General features: G+C 59.2%; 17 protein-coding genes. 9 read left to right on the top strand and 8 right to left on the bottom strand.

The annotated features are described in order from the left end of the window. Positions 1-113: 113 nt before the first annotated feature. Positions 114-1,415 carry an adenylosuccinate synthase gene (locus ACNQFG_RS14990; RefSeq protein WP_423405438.1) on the top strand — a complete coding sequence of 434 codons (1,302 nt, stop codon included), beginning with the start codon at positions 114-116 and terminating at the stop codon, positions 1,413-1,415. After that, complete coding sequence (pyrB, locus tag ACNQFG_RS14985) at positions 1,406-2,359, top strand: aspartate carbamoyltransferase (RefSeq protein ID WP_423405437.1); 954 nt, start codon at positions 1,406-1,408, stop codon at positions 2,357-2,359. Before ACNQFG_RS14990 ends, pyrB begins: the two co-directional genes overlap by 10 nt. A gap of 65 nt (positions 2,360-2,424) precedes the next feature. Here pyrB and ACNQFG_RS14980 read toward each other — a convergent pair whose 3' ends face one another. The 4 genes from ACNQFG_RS14980 to ACNQFG_RS14965 all read right to left on the bottom strand — a co-directional run bounded on the left by ACNQFG_RS14980 (position 2,425) and on the right by ACNQFG_RS14965 (position 5,731). After that, positions 2,425-3,189 (bottom strand): amino acid ABC transporter ATP-binding protein, encoded by a 765-nt coding sequence (locus tag ACNQFG_RS14980; RefSeq protein WP_423405436.1) that lies wholly within the window; start codon positions 3,187-3,189, stop codon positions 2,425-2,427. After that, complete coding sequence (locus ACNQFG_RS14975) at positions 3,179-3,943, bottom strand: amino acid ABC transporter permease (protein ID WP_423405435.1); 765 nt, start codon at positions 3,941-3,943, stop codon at positions 3,179-3,181. Before ACNQFG_RS14975 ends, ACNQFG_RS14980 begins: the two co-directional genes overlap by 11 nt. 112 nt (positions 3,944-4,055) lie before the next feature. Next, positions 4,056-4,898: an amino acid ABC transporter substrate-binding protein gene (locus tag ACNQFG_RS14970; protein WP_423405434.1), complete on the bottom strand. Its 843-nt coding sequence runs from the start codon at positions 4,896-4,898 to the stop codon at positions 4,056-4,058. Between the two features lie 257 nt (positions 4,899-5,155). After that, on the bottom strand, positions 5,156-5,731 hold the full coding sequence (locus tag ACNQFG_RS14965) for a nitroreductase family protein (protein WP_423405433.1): 576 nt from the start codon (positions 5,729-5,731) through the stop codon (positions 5,156-5,158). 198 nt (positions 5,732-5,929) lie between these two features. Between ACNQFG_RS14965 and ACNQFG_RS14960 the strand changes: the two genes are divergently transcribed. Continuing rightward, positions 5,930-6,538, top strand: a complete 609-nt coding sequence (locus ACNQFG_RS14960; protein WP_423405432.1) for a hypothetical protein — start codon at positions 5,930-5,932, stop codon at positions 6,536-6,538. A gap of 40 nt (positions 6,539-6,578) precedes the next feature. On the opposite strand, the gene ACNQFG_RS14955 is transcribed toward ACNQFG_RS14960, so the two are convergent. Then, complete coding sequence (locus ACNQFG_RS14955; RefSeq protein ID WP_423405431.1) at positions 6,579-7,049, bottom strand: threonine/serine exporter family protein; 471 nt, start codon at positions 7,047-7,049, stop codon at positions 6,579-6,581. Next, positions 7,046-7,840 carry a threonine/serine ThrE exporter family protein gene (locus ACNQFG_RS14950; protein ID WP_423405430.1) on the bottom strand — a complete coding sequence of 265 codons (795 nt, stop codon included), beginning with the start codon at positions 7,838-7,840 and terminating at the stop codon, positions 7,046-7,048. The genes ACNQFG_RS14955 and ACNQFG_RS14950 overlap by 4 nt, the downstream gene beginning before the upstream one ends. A 781-nt stretch (positions 7,841-8,621) precedes the next feature. Between ACNQFG_RS14950 and ACNQFG_RS14945 the strand changes: the two genes are divergently transcribed. The 6 genes from ACNQFG_RS14945 to ACNQFG_RS14920 all read left to right on the top strand — a co-directional run bounded on the left by ACNQFG_RS14945 (position 8,622) and on the right by ACNQFG_RS14920 (position 14,756). Continuing rightward, on the top strand, positions 8,622-9,542 hold the full coding sequence (locus ACNQFG_RS14945) for a MetQ/NlpA family ABC transporter substrate-binding protein (RefSeq protein ID WP_423405429.1): 921 nt from the start codon (positions 8,622-8,624) through the stop codon (positions 9,540-9,542). 30 nt (positions 9,543-9,572) lie between these two features. Next, the gene (locus ACNQFG_RS14940) at positions 9,573-10,586 is read left to right on the top strand and encodes a methionine ABC transporter ATP-binding protein (protein ID WP_423405428.1); all 1,014 of its coding nucleotides are present in this window, start codon (positions 9,573-9,575) and stop codon (positions 10,584-10,586) included. Beyond that, positions 10,583-11,239 carry a methionine ABC transporter permease gene (locus ACNQFG_RS14935; RefSeq protein ID WP_097773982.1) on the top strand — a complete coding sequence of 219 codons (657 nt, stop codon included), beginning with the start codon at positions 10,583-10,585 and terminating at the stop codon, positions 11,237-11,239. Before ACNQFG_RS14940 ends, ACNQFG_RS14935 begins: the two co-directional genes overlap by 4 nt. A gap of 227 nt (positions 11,240-11,466) precedes the next feature. Beyond that, positions 11,467-12,741, top strand: a complete 1,275-nt coding sequence (locus ACNQFG_RS14930) for an O-acetylhomoserine aminocarboxypropyltransferase/cysteine synthase family protein (protein WP_423405427.1) — start codon at positions 11,467-11,469, stop codon at positions 12,739-12,741. A 19-nt stretch (positions 12,742-12,760) separates the two neighbouring features. Next, complete coding sequence (gene metA, locus ACNQFG_RS14925; RefSeq protein WP_423405426.1) at positions 12,761-13,696, top strand: homoserine O-acetyltransferase MetA; 936 nt, start codon at positions 12,761-12,763, stop codon at positions 13,694-13,696. Between the two features lie 28 nt (positions 13,697-13,724). Further along, positions 13,725-14,756: a P1 family peptidase gene (locus ACNQFG_RS14920; RefSeq protein ID WP_097791939.1), complete on the top strand. Its 1,032-nt coding sequence runs from the start codon at positions 13,725-13,727 to the stop codon at positions 14,754-14,756. Positions 14,757-15,090: 334 nt separating this feature from the next. Here the strand turns inward: ACNQFG_RS14920 and ACNQFG_RS14915 are convergent, their stop codons facing one another. Together ACNQFG_RS14915 and ACNQFG_RS14910 are read right to left on the bottom strand one after the other, a co-directional pair. After that, a complete protein-coding gene (locus tag ACNQFG_RS14915; RefSeq protein ID WP_423405425.1) occupies positions 15,091-15,669 on the bottom strand; it encodes a flavin reductase family protein in 579 nt (192 codons plus the stop codon). Next, positions 15,666-16,646, bottom strand: a complete 981-nt coding sequence (locus ACNQFG_RS14910) for a glycosyltransferase family 2 protein (RefSeq protein WP_423405424.1) — start codon at positions 16,644-16,646, stop codon at positions 15,666-15,668. Before ACNQFG_RS14910 ends, ACNQFG_RS14915 begins: the two co-directional genes overlap by 4 nt. Positions 16,647-16,664 lie beyond the last annotated feature (18 nt).

Raw genomic sequence — 16,664 nt, 5'->3', positions numbered from 1 at the left:
GCTAGTATAATAACACCGCAATCAAAAATTGCAAGAGGAAATCTGAAAAAACTACGGTCTGCCCACCAGAGCGCAGACCATTGAGAACAACAAAAAGAAGGTTATAACAAATTATGCTTACCGCAGTTACTGGTATCAATTGGGGCGATGAGGGCAAGGGCCGCGTCATCGATCTGTTAGCCGAACATGCCGATGTTGTTGCCCGCTATCAGGGCGGCAACAATGCCGGCCACACCGTTGTAACGGAGCAGGGCAAGTTCATCCTGAACCTGCTGCCCTCCGGCATCCTGCACCCGGATGTCACCTGTGTGCTGGGCACCGGTATGGTCATCGACCTCGACCACCTCTCGAACGAGATGCAGGCCATCGAGGCCCGCGGCGTGGAGATCGGCCCCAAAAATCTGAAGCTCTCCGACAAGGCCACCATCTCCATGCCGTGGCACAAGGTGCAGGACGGCTTGGAAGAGGACCGCCTTGCCCAGAAGGGTGCGGCCTTTGGTTCTACCCGCCGCGGCATTGCCTACGCCTACAGCGACAAATACCGCAAAAAGACCCTGCGTCTGGGCGATCTGCTGCATCTGGACGAAAAGCGCGTGCAGGACCGCCTGCACATGATCCTGGAATCCAAGAATCTGGAGCTGGGTGGCTGCTATCATCAGGAAAAGATGTCCTATGACGCGCTGCTGGACTGGTGCAGGACCCAGGCCGAGCGATTCGCACCGTTCATCTGCGACGTGGGCGCCTTTTTGCAGCAGGCTCACGACAGCGGCAAGCGCATCGTGCTGGAAGCCCAGCTGGGTGCCATGCGCGATATCGATTATGGTATCTTCCCGTTCACTTCCAGCTCCAACACGCTGGCAGCCTATGCGCCGCTGGGCGCAGGCATTCCGAACTGCCGTCTTGACCATGTGGTGGGCGTGCTGAAAGCCTACTCCACCTGCGTGGGTGCAGGCCCCTTTGCCGCCGAGAACGCCATGAGCGAGGACTGGAATGAACAGCTGCGCAAGGCAGGCGGCGAGTATGGTGCAGCCACCGGCCGTCCGCGCCGTGTCGGCCCCTTCGACTGTGTGGCCAGCCGCTACGGCCTTACCTGTCAGGGCGCAGACAAGATCGCCCTGACGAAGCTGGATGTGCTCAGCAGCATGAAAGAGATCCCGGTGATCACCGGTTACACATTGGATGGCGTGCAAGTCCCCAGCTTCGACCCGCTGTCCGACCTTGACCGTGTAGAGCCGGTGGTCACTATGCTGCCCGGCTGGAACAAGGATATCTCCGGCTGCAAGAGCTGGGATGAGCTGCCCAAAGAGGCCAAGGCTTACGTGGAATTTCTGGAAAAGCAGCTGGGCCATGAGATCCAGTTCGTCTCCACCGGAGCCGAGCGCGAGAAGTTCGTGCTGAAAGGAGCATGGCTGTGAGACACTTTATTGAGCCCAACAGCTTTTCTCTGGAAGAGCAGCTGGCCCTTCTGGATCTTGCCGACCGGATGGAGGCCGACCCGGCACCCTATGCCCACCTGTGCGATGGGCGCATTCTGGCAACGCTGTTCTATGAGCCTTCCACCCGCACCCGCCTTTCGTTTGAATCGGCCATGCTGCGGCTGGGCGGCAAGACACTGGGCTTTGCAGGGGCACAGCTTTCTTCCGCCAGCAAGGGCGAGACGGTGGAGGACACCGCCCGTGTGGTGAGCAACTACGCCGATGTGATCGCCATGCGCCACCCCAAAGAGGGCGCACCGCTGCGGGCATCCCTTTCTGCACGTGTGCCGGTGATCAATGCAGGCGACGGTGGGCACGCGCATCCCAGCCAGACCATGATCGACCTCATGACGATCCGCCAGCGCAAGGGGCGGCTGGATCATTTGACTATCGGCTTCTGCGGCGACCTCAAGTTTGGCCGCACGGTCCACTCCCTGACCGCTGCGCTGAGCCAGTTTGAGGGCAACCGGTTCGTGTTCATCTCGCCGGAAGATCTGCGCCTACCGCAGTACGTTAAGGACGAGACCCTGACGCCGCTCCACCAGACCTACAAGGAGACCGCCGACCTCGAAGCCGAGCTGCCCACCCTCGATGTCCTCTACATGACTCGTATCCAGCAGGAGCGCTTTTTCAACGAGGAAGAATACCTCCGGTTGAAGGGCTGCTACTCCCTGAATGCAAAGCTGCTGGAGCAGGCTCCGGCTGATATGCCGGTGCTGCATCCGCTGCCCCGCATCGACGAGATCAAAAAGGATGTGGATGACGACCCGCGTGCCGCCTACTTTGATCAAGTGCACAATGGTGTGTATATCCGCATGGCCATCATTCTGGCCCTGCTGGGCATTCCGGACCCCCTGACGGGAAAATCGGTGCTGAATGCCTGAGCAGGCAGCAGGAAACAAAAAAATCTCCGCGCATCTGCGCGGAGATTTTTTTGTTGGAAGCGATATTACAGCATCTTGGAAAGGAATGCTTTCAGTCTGGGATGCTTCGGATTCGTGAACAGCTCCTGCGGCGGCTCGTCCTCCTGGATCTTGCCGTCGTCGATGAAGATGACGCGGTTGGACACCTCGCGGGCGAAGCCCATCTCGTGGGTGACCACCAGCATGGTGATGCCGGTGTGGGCCAGCTCCTTCATCAGTTCCAGAACCTCGCCCACCATTTCGGGGTCGAGGGCGCTGGTGGGCTCGTCGAACAGGATCACGTCCGGGTCCATGGCAAGGGCACGGGCAATGGCAATACGCTGCTGCTGGCCGCCGGAAAGGCTCTTGGGGTAGGCATCGGCCTTGTCGGCCAGGCCCACGCGGGCCAGCAGCTCTTCGGCGCGCTTGTCAGCTTCCTGCTGGTTCTTCAGCTTCAGCAGGGTGGGGGCCAGGTCCAGATTTTTCTTCACAGTCAGGTGGGGGAAGAGGTTGAAGTGCTGGAACACCATGCCCATCTTCTGGCGGACGGCATCAATGTGGCTGTCATCGATCTCGACGCCCTCAAACTTGATGGAGCCGCCGGTGGGGATCTCCAGGCGGTTCAGGCACCGCAGAAAGGTGGACTTGCCGCAGCCGGAGGGTCCAATCAGGCACACCACGTCGCCGCGGTAGATGTCGATGTCGATGCCCTTCAGCACGTCCAGAGTGGGGGTGGGCAGCTTTGCGCCCGGCTTCTTTTCGCCGCCGTAGGTTTTTGTCAGGCCGCGGACTTCCAGAATTTTATCGGTCACTTTGAGCCAGCCTCCTCTCAAACTTTGCCAGCAGACGGGTGAACAGCATGACGAGAATCAAATAAACAAGTGCAACGCCGCACAACGGGAACATGGGTTCGTAGGTGCGGTTCATGATGCCCTGCGCGGCGTACAGCAGCTCCTTGCCGCCGATGACCGTGATCAGGGAGGTATCCTTCAGCAGGACGATGAACTCGTTGCCCAGTGCGGGCAGCACCGCACGGATGGCCTGCGGGATGATGATGACCACCATGGTGGTCATGTAGTTCAGGCCAAGGCTACGTCCGGCCTCCATCTGGCCGGGGTCAACGGCCATCAGGCCGCCGCGGATGATCTCCGAAACATAGGCACCGGAGTTGATGCCCAGTGCCAGCGCACCCACCATGGTAAAGTTGCGGCTGTTGGCAAAGATGACCATGCTCATGATGAGCAGCTGCACCATCATGGGCGTGCCGCGGATGATGGTGGTGTAAATTTCGCAGATGATGTTGAAGAAGCCCAACACCGGGTTTCTGCGGCCGGGGCGCTGCTGATCGTGTGCCACACGCACCAGTGCCACCACGCTGCCCAGCACGATGCCCAGTGCCAGCGCAATGGCAGTGACCAGCAGGGTGGTGCCCACGCCGTTGATGTACTGCGTCCAGCGGTCTTTCAGGATGAAGGCCTGATAAAATTTGAAGAAGAACTCCTGCCCGAAGTTCAGCTTGGTGCCGCTGTTGAGCAGCTCTTTGAGCAGTTCGTATTGAGCAGCCATTCGCATCCTCACTTTCCTGTTTTGTTAGAATTTTGTAACCTTATTTTTCCAAAAAAGGGGAGGTGCCCCAGTTGGGGGCTGCCTCCCCGTGGTTCCGTTATCAGCCAGCTGATTATTCAGCGGTGATGTACTTGTCCACGATGGACTGCAGGGTGCCGTCAGCCTTCAGCTCTTCCAGAGCGGCGTTGACGGCATCTTCCAGAGAAGAACCCTTTGCCATACCAATGGCGTAATCTTCCTCGGCGTAGCTGGTATCCAGGATCTTCAGGCCGGGGTTGGCAGCAATGAACTCCTGGGCGGGAGCGTTGTCGATGACAACGGCATCCACCTGACCATTGTTCAGAGCCTGCACAGCGGTCAGACCGTCGTCGTAAGCCACCACGGCGTCATCGCCGAAGTCATCGGAGCAGTAGATGTAGCCGGTGGTGCCGCGCTGGGTGCCGATCTTCTTGCCTGCCAGATCATCCGGAGAGGCGATATCGGAGCCTTCGGGAACGATGATGGACTGGATGCCGGTAGCGTAGCTGTCGGAGAAGTCCATCACAGCCTTGCGCTCGTCGGTAACGGTAACGCCGGCCATGACGATATCGGCCTTACCCTGCTGCACGCTCAGCAGAGCGGCGTCAAAGTCCATATCATCGATCTGCAGCTCCAGACCCAGCTTGTCAGCGATGGCCTGAGCAGTCTCGATGTCGATGCCCTCAAACTCGCCCGCATCGGTGGTCATCTCATACGGAGGGAAGGCAGCGTTGGTAGCCATGGTCAGCTTGCCGGCCTCAACGGTGGTCAGCTCGCCAGCGGCAGCGCTGGTGGAAGCAGCCTCAGAAGAAGCGGCAGCAGAGCTTGCCACGGAGGAAGCGGTGCTTGCGGAAGAACCACCGCAGGCGGTCAGAGCCAGAGCGGCAACGGACAGACCGGCAGCTGCCAGAAAGCTGCGACGAGAGATCTTTTTCATATTCAAACACTCCTCGATTGATTGTATAATCTTTCATCTCTCTGCGGCGATGCGATTCATCGAAACATCAGAGAACGGGTCTAGTATAGATTGCACAAATAAAAAAGTCAAGCGTTGTGCAAAAATTCGATAAAAATGAAACCGTTTTGAGAACACTTATGCAATCATACCGGGAAAATGAATGAATATATGCAAAAACCTCTCTGTCATGGCTCCGAGCCGGCAGGCTCGACGGAGAGGTTGTACGAAGAGAGACCTTACAAATACCGTGCGATCTCCTCAGCACTCCGCTTCGGCACACAGTAGTCCTTCTGGCCGTCCAGATAATACTTCACGCCGGTCTCCCCGGTCAGGGGGACGATGTGGGCTTCGTGGGTGGGGTAGCCGAACGCCACCATGAATGCCAGCTTTTCCGGCTCCTTGATGTGGAGCAGTTCGGTGAGGGCAGGCTTGTTGATCGCGCCCATGATGCAGCTGCCCACGCCTTTGTCCCATGCGGCAAGGGTCATGTTGGCAAGGGCGATGCCGGTATCGGTGGCAAGGTCGCCGGGGATGGAAGTGTCCTGCACCACGGCCACATACAGGGTGGGCAGCTCGTCGGCTTTGGGCGTGCCCTGCTCCGGCGGCAGATAGGCAGCCCACTTGACCAGCGGCTGCACCTTTGCCACCGCCTCGGGCTTGTTCACCACCACCAGACGCACAGCCTGACGGTTGGCTCCGCAGGAGGACAGGCGGACGGCCTCGACGATATCATCCACCACATCCTGCGGAACAGCTTTCTGTGCAAAGCGGCGGTAGGTGCGGCGGCTGACAAGAGTATCCATAACAGACATGAGAGCGTCTCCTTTCGATCGTTCTGAGAACAGTATAGCGCGAACGGCCCGCCTGCGCAAGCACCGGTTAAAAAGGAACAATTGACAGCGTTTTCCACCAAATGGTATAATGAAGGCACAAAAAACAGCGTGAAAGCGAAAAACAGACCGCATTTCACCGCGCAGCTCTGCCAGACCGGCAGGGAGAAAGGAACTGCTATGAGAAAACGAATCCTGAAAACGCTCGCCATGCTGGGGCTTTCTGTCTGCATCCTGGTGGGCGGGGCTGTATCCGGCGTTGCAGAGGAACCGGCCCGGAAGGAGTGCAAGGAGAACGAGCACGAGTGGAAGACCTTCGTGGAGTATCGTGAGGACTGTGTGCCTACCGACTTCACGCTGGATGGAAAGACCTTCACCCTCTGCCCGCACTGCGGCAAAGAGGGCAGAAAAGACCCCGTACAGCGCCTGACCAAGGTGAAGAACACCTTCTCGAACTTCTCCAACCTCGAAATCTATGAGGGCAGCCTGCAGGACGGCCCGAAGATCATGACGGTGGCCTTCTATTACCAGACCTGCATGAACAAGGTCGTCTGCACCAAGTGCGGCAAGGTCAAGAGCAACACGGTCGTCACCGATGCCCGTGTGATGGACTCGGACGTCACGGCGAACATTGAGCTTCCGGCTTCTGCGGTGCAGGGGTACACCCTGCAGCAGGTCCATGCCGATGGAAGCAAGACCCCGGTGCAGGTCAGTTACAGTGAGAACGGCCAGAAGGCGTTCTTCCAGCTGAACATGGCAGGCGGCGCACAGCTGCTGCTGCTCTCCTGATGAACAAAAACGCTCCGGCATTGTGCCGGAGCGTTTTTGTTCATTTCTTGGGGCGGGTCTTGAAGCGGGGCAGCGGAAGCCCCAGCACCAGCGCGATGCCGATGGCAAGGGCCACGGCGATCTTGAACGTCGAGATGCCGTTGGCCAGAGCCAGAGCGTTGTTGCCCTGTATAAAATAGTAGGCGGTGTAGTAGATGCCCGCGCCGGGCACCAGCGGGAAGATGCCGGACAGCAGAAAGATGGTGACCGGCGTTTTGAGCACGATGGCGAAGATGCGGGCCAGCAGCGTCAGCGGGATGACGGCCAGCAGCGAGGCGGTAAAGCTTTCCAGCCCGAAGAGGACGGCCAGCTCGTAAATGAACCAGCCCATCGCGCCGACAAGGCCGCAGTAGGGCAGGGTGCGCTTAGGGGAGGCGAAGAGAACGGCAAAGCACAGGGTGCCGACCCCTGCAATGAAGAACTGCGCCGCCAGCTGGCCCATCTGCTCACTCGTCAACAGAAGTTCTGTCATGCGGCCACCACCCCCGTCCATGCGGCATAGGCCCCCAGCACCAGACCGGTGCCAATGGCAATGCTGGCCGCAATGAGCAGTGCATCGATCATGCGGATGGTGCCGGAAAGGTAGTCGCCTTGCACGAAATCCCGGATGCCCATGGTGAACGCGATGCCCGGCGTCAGGATCATCAGCGAACCGATGATGGCGTGGCTGGCCTCGGTGTGGAGCAGGTGGCAGCCCAGAATGCAGAGGATGGTGATGAGCGAAGCGGTGGAGATGGTGCGGAACCCGCCGCCTATGGGGTGCCGCCCGCAGAACAGCAGATAGGCGTTGGCTGCACAGCCCGCCACCGCAGCGACCAGCGCGGCCCGCAGCGTGCCGCCGAAGATCAGCGCAAAGCAGAACGCGCCCGAAAGCCCGGCCAGAAGCTGCACCCGGCCCTTCGGGAAGGGAATGCTCTGCGCCTGCACCAGGCGGCTCTCGGCTTCGTCGATGGTGGTCACGCTGCCCTCTGCGATCTGACGGGACAGCTGGTTCACCGCAGCCACTCGGCTCAGATGGGTGGTACGGCTGGGCACGTTGCGCACCTCGCTGATCTCGGCGGTGCCCGCACTGGCAAAGATGCCGTTGGTCAGCACATAAACGTGGAACTCCCGCAGGTGGAATGACCGGGCCATGATCTCCATGGTCTGCTCCACCCGGAACACCTCGGCACCGTTTTCCAGCAATGTCTGGCCCGCCGCCATGATAAAATCCATGATGCGGCGGCGCAGTTCTGCGTCGGGATACAATTCCCTGCCGTTCATTGCGTCTCTCCTTACTGTGCCGCAAAGGGCATACGTTCTTGATTTATAAGATAGCATGTCTTGCCCTCTCAGTCAACGCCTTTGGCGTTGCCAGCTCTCCCGCAGGGCGAGCCACTGGCGAACCGGTCTTGGCCGTGCTGACTGCACAGGCCCATGCTGCCGGAAGGCGACGGGCCTTGCTGCTCAGGCAAACGGCTGCTGGCAATGAGGACAGGGCCCGGCCGTTCGGGAGCCGCAGGCGGCAGTGCGCAGGTCTACCCGGCCTGCCAAGGGCTCTCCTTTTGGGAGAGCTGGACGCAAAGCGGCCTGAGAGGGTATTCCCTACCAAAAAACTTCGTTGAAAGGGTTGACAAATGCCGAAAAGGGGATTAGAATAAAGCCAATATCACAAAAATGGCTGTGAAGAGAAGAGTAGGCCTTCGCATTGATCCTTACCAGAAAGCCCGGGCGATGGAAAAGGGCAGGAAACAGGAAGCTGAAAATGGTCTCGGAGCTGTGCGGGCGAGGTGCATGAGCGCTAAGTTCGCAACGGGATGCGCCCGTTACAGCGTCCGGCTGTAAGCAGTGGGAGGAGGAAGCCGCTGCCGCAGCATTGAGGCTGTGCCCGCAAGGGTGCGGTAAACCAAGGTGGTACCACGGAAGTTTTATGCGCTTTCGTCCTTGTGGGCAGTTGCCCGCCGAGGACGGAGGCGCTTTTTTCGTGCTTTCGGCTGCACAAGGCGCAGAAAAATGTGCTGCGCAGTGCAAAAAAATGATGGAACAACAAGAGAGGGAAAACATTATGTCTAAGATTTCGCGTCGTGATTTTCTGAAAGTTACCGGAGCTGCAGCTGCTGCAGCTGCCCTGACCGCATGCGGCGGTTCTTCTTCCACCGCAAGCAGCACCGCTTCTTCCGCTGCCGCCTCTTCCGAGGTGGTCAAGAAGCTGGATAAGATCAGCGTGGCTGTGCCCAACGACACCACCAACGAGGCACGCGCCCTGACCCTGCTGGAGAAGAACGGCTTCTTTAAGCTGAAGGCTGATGCAGGCCTGACCGCAACCGCAAAGGACATCGAGGAGAACCCTCTGAATGTTTCCGTCGATGAGGTCGAGGCTGCTCAGGTGCCCAACGTCCTGCAGGACGAGGACTACGCCGTCATCAACTCCAACTACGCCATCTCCGCTGGTCTGGACCCCATGACCGATGCTCTGGCAATGGAGGACGGCACCTCTGCTTACGTCAATATTCTGGTCTGCAAGGACGGCAATCAGGAAGAGCCGAAGATCAAGGCTCTGGCCGCTGCTCTGCAGAGCCAGAAGGTGAAGGACTTCATGGATGAAAACTACAAGGGCGCTGTGGTGTCCGTTGTGGAGAACCCCACCGACGGCTATGACTCCTCCATCGACTACGATGCACTGAACGGCGAGACCGTCAGCTGCGCTGCTACTCCGGCTCCTCACTGCGAGGTTCTGGAGATCTGCAAGGACATCCTGGCCGAAAAGGGCATCACGCTGGATATTCAGGAATACGACGACTACATCATTCCCAACAACATCGTTGAGGACGGCCAGTGCGATACCAACTATTTCCAGCATCAGCCGTATCTGGACGACTTCAATGCAGAGCACGGCACCCATCTGGTGACGGTTGCCGGCATCCACGTGGAGCCTATGGGCATCTACGGCGGCAAGCAGAGCGACCTGTCTCCCATCGAGGGCTAAGCTCTCCGTCTGATTCAAAGGAGCATTTCTGTGATCGAGATCAAACATCTTTCCAAGACCTTCCAGATGAAGGACGGCGCGGTGAATGCGCTGAAGGACATCAACCTCACCATCCCGGATGGTTCCATTTATGGCATCATCGGCATGTCCGGTGCGGGCAAATCCACGCTGGTGCGCTGCATCAACCTGCTGGAGCGCCCCACCGAGGGCAGCGTCGTCATTGACGGCGTGGAGATGGAAACGCTTTCGCCTGCCGAGCTGCGCGCCCGCCGCCGCGATATCACCATGATCTTCCAGCAGTTCAATCTGCTGATGCAGCGCAGCTGTCTGAAGAACATCTGCTTCCCCATGGAGCTGGCCGGTGTGAAAAAGGCGGATGCCGAAAAGCGTGCCAGAGAGCTGCTGGAAGTGGTGGGCCTGCCCGATAAGGCCAACGCCTACCCGGCACAGCTGTCCGGCGGCCAGAAGCAGCGCATTGCCATTGCCCGCGCACTGGCAACGGACCCCAAAGTTCTGCTCTGCGATGAAGCCACCAGCGCACTGGACCCCAACACCACCCATGCTATCCTGACCCTGATCAAGGACATCAACAAGAAGCTGGGCATCACGGTGGTGGTCATCACCCATCAGATGAGTGTTGTGGAAGAGATCTGCGATCACGTTGCCATTCTGGACGGCGGCGTCGTGGTGGAGGAAGGCTCCGTGCAGGAGATCTTCTCGAACCCCAAAACGCCCGCAGCAAAGCGTCTGGTGGCACCCAACGGCGGCAGCGCCGCACGGGATCTGTCCAGCTTTGCACCGGACGACCATGTGGTGCGCGTCACCTTCAACGGTTCGTCCACGGCAAAGCCGCTGGTGGCAAGCCTTGCCGCAGAAAAAGGCATTCTGGTGTCGGTACTCAGCGCCGATACCCGTGATCTGAGCGGCCAGTGCTACGGCTCCATGCTGCTCAAGCTGCCCACTGATGTGGAGCAGGCAAAGCAGGCTGCGGCCTATATGCGCGCCCAGCCCGGCATTACGGTAGAGGAGGTGACCGGCGAATGAGTATTGCAGATTACGGCTTTGCCATCTGGGAGACATTTTACGTAACGGTCCTTTCCACCGCGTTTGCGCTGGTGCTGGGCCTGCCGCTGGGTGTGCTGCTGGTGGCCGGTGATAAGGACGGCATTCTGCCGCTGCCCGGCTGGCTGATGCACATTCTCAACATCGTTATCAACATCCTGCGCAGTGTTCCGTTCCTGATCCTGATGATCTGTGTATTCCCGCTTACCCGTGCCATCGTGGGTACCACGGTGGGTACCAAAGCCACCATCGTTCCGCTGGTGGTGGCAGCCTTCCCGTTCGTGGCGCGTCTGGTGGAGACCAGCCTGCGCGAGCTGGACGAGGGCGTGGTGGAAGCGGCCCAGAGCATGGGCGCAACGCCGTTCCAGATCATTACCAAGGTGATGATCCCGGAATGCCTGCCCGGCCTGATCTCCAGCATGACCACCGCACTGACCACCATTCTGGGCTACTCGGCCATGTCCGGTGTCATTGGCGGCGGCGGTCTGGGCAAGATCGCTTTGTCCTACGGCTATTACCGCTACCAGACCGATATCATGATCGTGTGTGTCATTTTGCTGGTGCTGATGGTTCAGGTGTTCCAGACTTTGGGCACTGCTTGGGCCACCAGAAGCGATAAGCGGCTGCGGAAGTAACTCCTTCAGTCGCACTTCGTGCGCCAGCTCCCTCGGAGAGGGAGTCTCTGGCGAAGAGGAAAACTTTCCGGTATTGCCAAAGCCGAAAGGCTTTGACGGAAGGAGTCCTCTCCTCATTTTGCCCCCGAACGGGAACTAAAATTTAACGTTTCAATTCCCCGCCGGAGGCTGCAGCACTCCTGCGGGGAATTGTGCTATATGGACAAACCCAGTAAAGGAGTATGTAGTTGAATCGCGATACCATCTGTGTGCAGGGCGGTTACACCCCCGGCAACGGCGAACCCCGCCAGATCCCCATTATCCAGTCCACCACCTTCAAGTATGCCACCAGCGAGGACATGGGCAAGCTGTTCGATCTGGAAGCTGACGGCTACTTCTATTCCCGTCTGCAGAACCCCACCTGCGACCTTGTGGCTAAGAAGATCTGCGAGCTGGAAGGCGGCACGGCCGCAATGCTGACCAGCAGCGGTCAGGCTGCAAACTTCTTTGCCCTGTTCAATCTCTGCGAAGCAGGCGACCACATCGTGGCATCCAGTACCATCTACGGCGGCACCTTCAACCTGATCTCCGTCACCATGAAGAAGATGGGAATCGATGCCACCTTTGTTGATCCGCTGTGCACCGAGGAAGAATTGAACGCCGCATTCCAGCCCAACACCAAGGTGGTGTTCGGCGAGACCATCGCAAACCCGGCCCTGACCGTGCTGGACATTGAGAAGTTTGCCAAGGCTGCTCACGCCCACGGGGTGCCGCTGATCGTGGACAACACCTTTCCCACGCCGGTCAACTGCCGCCCCTTTGAGTGGGGCGCGGATATCGTGACCCACTCCACCACCAAGTACATGGACGGTCATGGCGCGGTGCTGGGCGGTGCCATCGTGGACGGTGGCAAGTTCGACTGGATGGCCCATGCCGAGAAGTTCCCCGGCCTGTGCACCCCGGACGACAGCTACCACGGCATCACCTACGCCGAGCGTTTCGGCAAAGAGGGTGCCTTTATCACCAAGGCTACCGCGCAGCTGATGCGTGACTTTGGCTCCATGCAGTCGCCCATGAACGCCTACATGCTGAACCTCGGTCTGGAAAGCCTGCATGTCCGGATGCAGCGCCACTGCGCCAACGGCATGGCTGTGGCAGAGTTCCTCGAAAGCCATCCCAAGGTGGCCTATGTGAACTATTGCGGCCTGGAGTCCAGCCCGTACCATGCACTGGCGGAGAAGTATCTGCCGAATGGCAGCTGCGGCGTGGTGTCCTTCGGCCTGGCCGGCGGACGCGAAGCCGCCAGCATCTTTATGAAGTCTCTGCGTCTGGCAGCCATCGAGACCCATGTGGCCGATGCCCGCACCTGCTGCCTGAACCCTGCATCCAGCACCCACCGCCAGATGAACGATGAGCAGCTGAAAGCCGCCGGTGTGCCCGCAGAGCTGGTGCGCATGAGCTGCGGTCTGGAAAGCAGCGAAGACCTCATCGCAGATATTGCACAGGCACTCGACAAAATCTGATCCCGAAGGAGAAATCGTCATGCCCCTGATCATCCCCAAAACGCTCCCCGCCTACGACGCCCTCTATGAGGAAAATGTCTTCGTCATGCATCGTGAGCGCGCCCTTGCCCAGCACATCCGCCCGCTGGAAATCCTGATCCTGAACCTGATGCCCACCAAGATCACCACCGAGACCCAGATCGCCCGTCTGCTGGCAAATACCCCCCTGCAGGTGCACATGACCCTGCTGCAGACGGCCAGCCATGCGGCGACCCATGTCTCCACGGCGCATCTGGAGGCCTTTTACAAGACCTTCGATGAAGTGAAGAACAACCGCTACGACGGCATGATCATCACCGGCGCACCGGTGGAGACCATGGACTTTGAGCAGGTGGATTACTGGCCGGAGCTGTGCGAGATCATGGACTTCAGCGAGACGAATGTCTACTCCACCCTGCATGTGTGCTGGGGTGCACAGGCTGGCCTGTACTACCACTACGGCGTGCACAAGCAGCTGCTGCCGGAAAAGATGTTCGGCGTGTTCGAGCACCGGGTCACCCGCCCGTCGAACCCGCTGGTGCGCGGCTTTGACGAGGTGTTCTATGCGCCCCACAGCCGCCACACCGGCATCAGCCGCGAGGATGTGGACAACTGTAAGGCTTTGCGCATCCTTGCCGAGAGCGATGCGGCCGGGCCTTTCCTCATGAGCACCGAGAACGGACGGCAGATCTTTGTCACCGGCCACCCGGAATATGACAAATACACGCTGGATTCAGAGTACAAGCGGGATGTGGCAAAGGGCCTGCCCATCGCCATTCCGAAGAACTACTACCCCGGCGACGATCCGGAGCAGCCGCCGCTGTTCCGCTGGCGTGCCCACGCCCACCTGCTGTATGAGAACTGGCTGAACTACTATGTCTACCAGAACACGCCGTATGACCTGGGGGCCATGGAGCGGGTGAAACACGAAAAATAAAAGCACTGGTCCAAAGGAGGATGCTGCAATGGGAATCGAAACGAACAAATGGGGCTTCCGGGTCGGCAGACTGCCGCACGGCCCCCGGAACAAGATCAGCGATGTGCCGGGCGTGACGGTGGGGCACTGCACACTGGCGGACGGCAATGTCCAGACCGGCGTGACGGCCCTGCTGCCGCATCCGGGCGATGTGTTCCACGATAAGGTGCTGGCGGCCAGCCATGTCATCAACGGCTTCGGCAAGACGACCGGCCTGGTCCAGATCGACGAGCTGGGGACGCTGGAAACGCCGATCCTGTTCACCAATACCCTCAGTGTGGGCACCGTGGAGACGGCACTGGTGAAGTATATGCTGCAGCGTAATCCGGACATCTGCGAGACCACCGGCAGCGTGAACCCGGTCGTCTGCGAGTGCAACGACAGCGGCCTGAACGACATCCGGGGCCTGCATGTGACCGAAGAGCATGTCTTTGCCGCGTTGGCCGACTGCCGGGCCGACTTTGCCGAAGGTGCCGTCGGAGCCGGGCGCGGGATGCGCTGCCACGGCCTGAAAGGCGGCATCGGGTCGGCATCCCGGCAGGTGGAGCTGGACGGGAAGACCTACACCATCGGTGCGCTCGTCCTCTCGAACCATGCCGTTTTCGATGACCTCGTCGTGGCGGGGACGCCCATCCAGACACTGCTGGATGCGAAGATCCCGCCCCATGAGGACAAAGGCTCCATCATCACGGTGTTGGCTACGGACATCCCGCTCAGCGAGCGCCAGCTGCGGCGGCTCTGCCACCGGGCGCTGGTGGGCCTGTCCCGCACCGGCTCCTACTGCGGCAACGGCAGCGGCGAGATCGTGATCGCCTTTACCACGGCCAACCGGATGCCGCATTACGCCGACACGGCCATCCTGCCCATGGCCATCCTCCACGATGACGCCATCAACCCGCTCTTCCGCGCGGTGGCAGAATGCGTGGAGGAAAGCGTTCTGAGCAGCCTGCTCCACGCCGAGACCGTGACCGGAAATCATGGCCGGACGGTGCGCTGCCTGACCGAATTGCTGGAACAATAAACAAAAGCGGGAAACGCTTCCGTGTTTCCCGCTTTTGTTGCATCTTGTCGAAATCTATGCTATACTAAATCTGCTGCTTAGGTAGCAAGGCACTGCACATACGGCAGGCGGTTGGCCTACACTTCCCGAAAGGGGGTGAGGCAATGCGTATTACATTCCATATTGGTGAATTTACGATCACCATTATCGTGAAAAAACGCTGAACCGCCACCTCGGCAAAGGCGACGGTTCAATTTTTGAACTAACCTGATAGCAAGAGGTCAACCGCTTGTCGCAGTGCCTTCTTTGATTTTAGTATAGTGCGTTTTATCGTTTTTGTCAAGTGCGGCGGGAGTTATTTCCGCCGCGTTTTCTTCTTGCGCACGCTGTAGCCAAAGGTGCCCAGCTTTTTGCCCAGTGCCAGATAGTCGCCGTGGCTGTAGACGATGAGCTTTGCCTTTTCGAGACACAGCTTGCCGTTTTCGTCCAGCAGGCTTTCGTCCACATCGCAGGCTACGACCTCTGCCAGAAAGAGGTCATGGCTGCCCAGTGAAATGACCTGCGTGACCCGGCATTCGAGATTGACCGGGCTTTCTTCCAGAATGGGGCAGTCGGTCAGCACGCTGCCGGGGGCAGAATGCAGGCCGCAGGCGGCAAATTTATCCACATCACGGCCGCTTTTTACGCCGCACCAGTCCACCGAACGCACCAGCGCTTCGGTGGGCAGATTGATGGCAAACTGCCCGCTTTCCTGAATGAGGTGGTGGCTGTAGCGCTCCGGCCGAACGCTGATGGACACCATGCTGGGCTGGGTGCAGATGGTGCCCGTCCAGCCGATGGTGATGAGATTGGGCTTTTCCAGCCCGCCGCAGGACACCAATACTGGCGGTTCCGGGTTCAGCAGGGTGCTGCCCCGCCAGCTCTGTTTGCTCATCCGTGATACTTCCTTTCGTAGGGTGCCCAGGTGCGCTCGCTGATGATGTAGCGCGGACGGGCTTTCGTCTCCATATAAATTTTGCCGATATACTCGCCGATCACGCCTAAGCACACCAGCTGCACGCCGCTCATGAAGCAGACGATGCACACGATGGAGGCCCAGCCGGCCACACTGCTGCCCATGGCGGCGCACACGATGGCCCAGATGACTCCGATAAAGCCGACCAGGCTCACGGCGATGCCAGATCCGGTAATAAGGCGGATGGGCTTGTTGGAAAGGCTGGTGATGCCGTCAAAGGCCAGTGCCAGCATCTTGCTCAGGGGGTAGTGGCTCTCACCGGCAAGGCGTTCGTGACGCTCGTAGGTGACTACCTCGCTCTTGAAGCCAACCAGCGGCACCATGCCGCGCAGGAAAATGTTCACTTCCCTGTAGTCGGCAAAGCTTTCCAGCACACGGGTGCTGATGAGGCGGTAGTCTGCGTGGTTGAACACGATGTCTGCGCCCAGAGCGTTCATCACATGGTAAAAGCCCTCGGCGGTGAAGCGCTTGAAGAAGGTGTCTGTATCGCGGCGGCTGCGCACGCCGTAGACCACCTCGGCACCGTCCAGATACTTTTTAACCATCTCGTCCATGGCGTTGATGTCGTCCTGACCATCACAGTCGATGGAAATGGTAACATCGCAGTTGCCGCTGTGCAGTGCCTCCATCAAGCCTGCCAGCACGGCGTTCTGGTGGCCGCGGTTGCGGCTCTGGGAAATGCCGATGAAGTGTTCATCTTCCTTTGCGAACCGGCAGATGAGCTCCCAGGTGGAATCGCGGGAGCCGTCGTTCACGAACAGCACCCGGCTCTTCTCGCTCACAAGGCCCTTTTCGGCCAGCGACTGGAGCTTCTGCAAAAACATCGGGGCCGTGATGGGCAGGACCTTTTCCTCATTGTAACAGGGGATGACGATCCAGAGAATGGGTTTGGACATGAAATGTTACCTCGTTTT

The organism is Faecalibacterium prausnitzii, from assembly GCF_049532945.1.
Taxonomy (GTDB): Bacteria; Bacillota; Clostridia; order Oscillospirales; family Ruminococcaceae; genus Faecalibacterium; species Faecalibacterium prausnitzii_N.
This window is presented reverse-complemented; position numbering and strand designations above follow the sequence as displayed.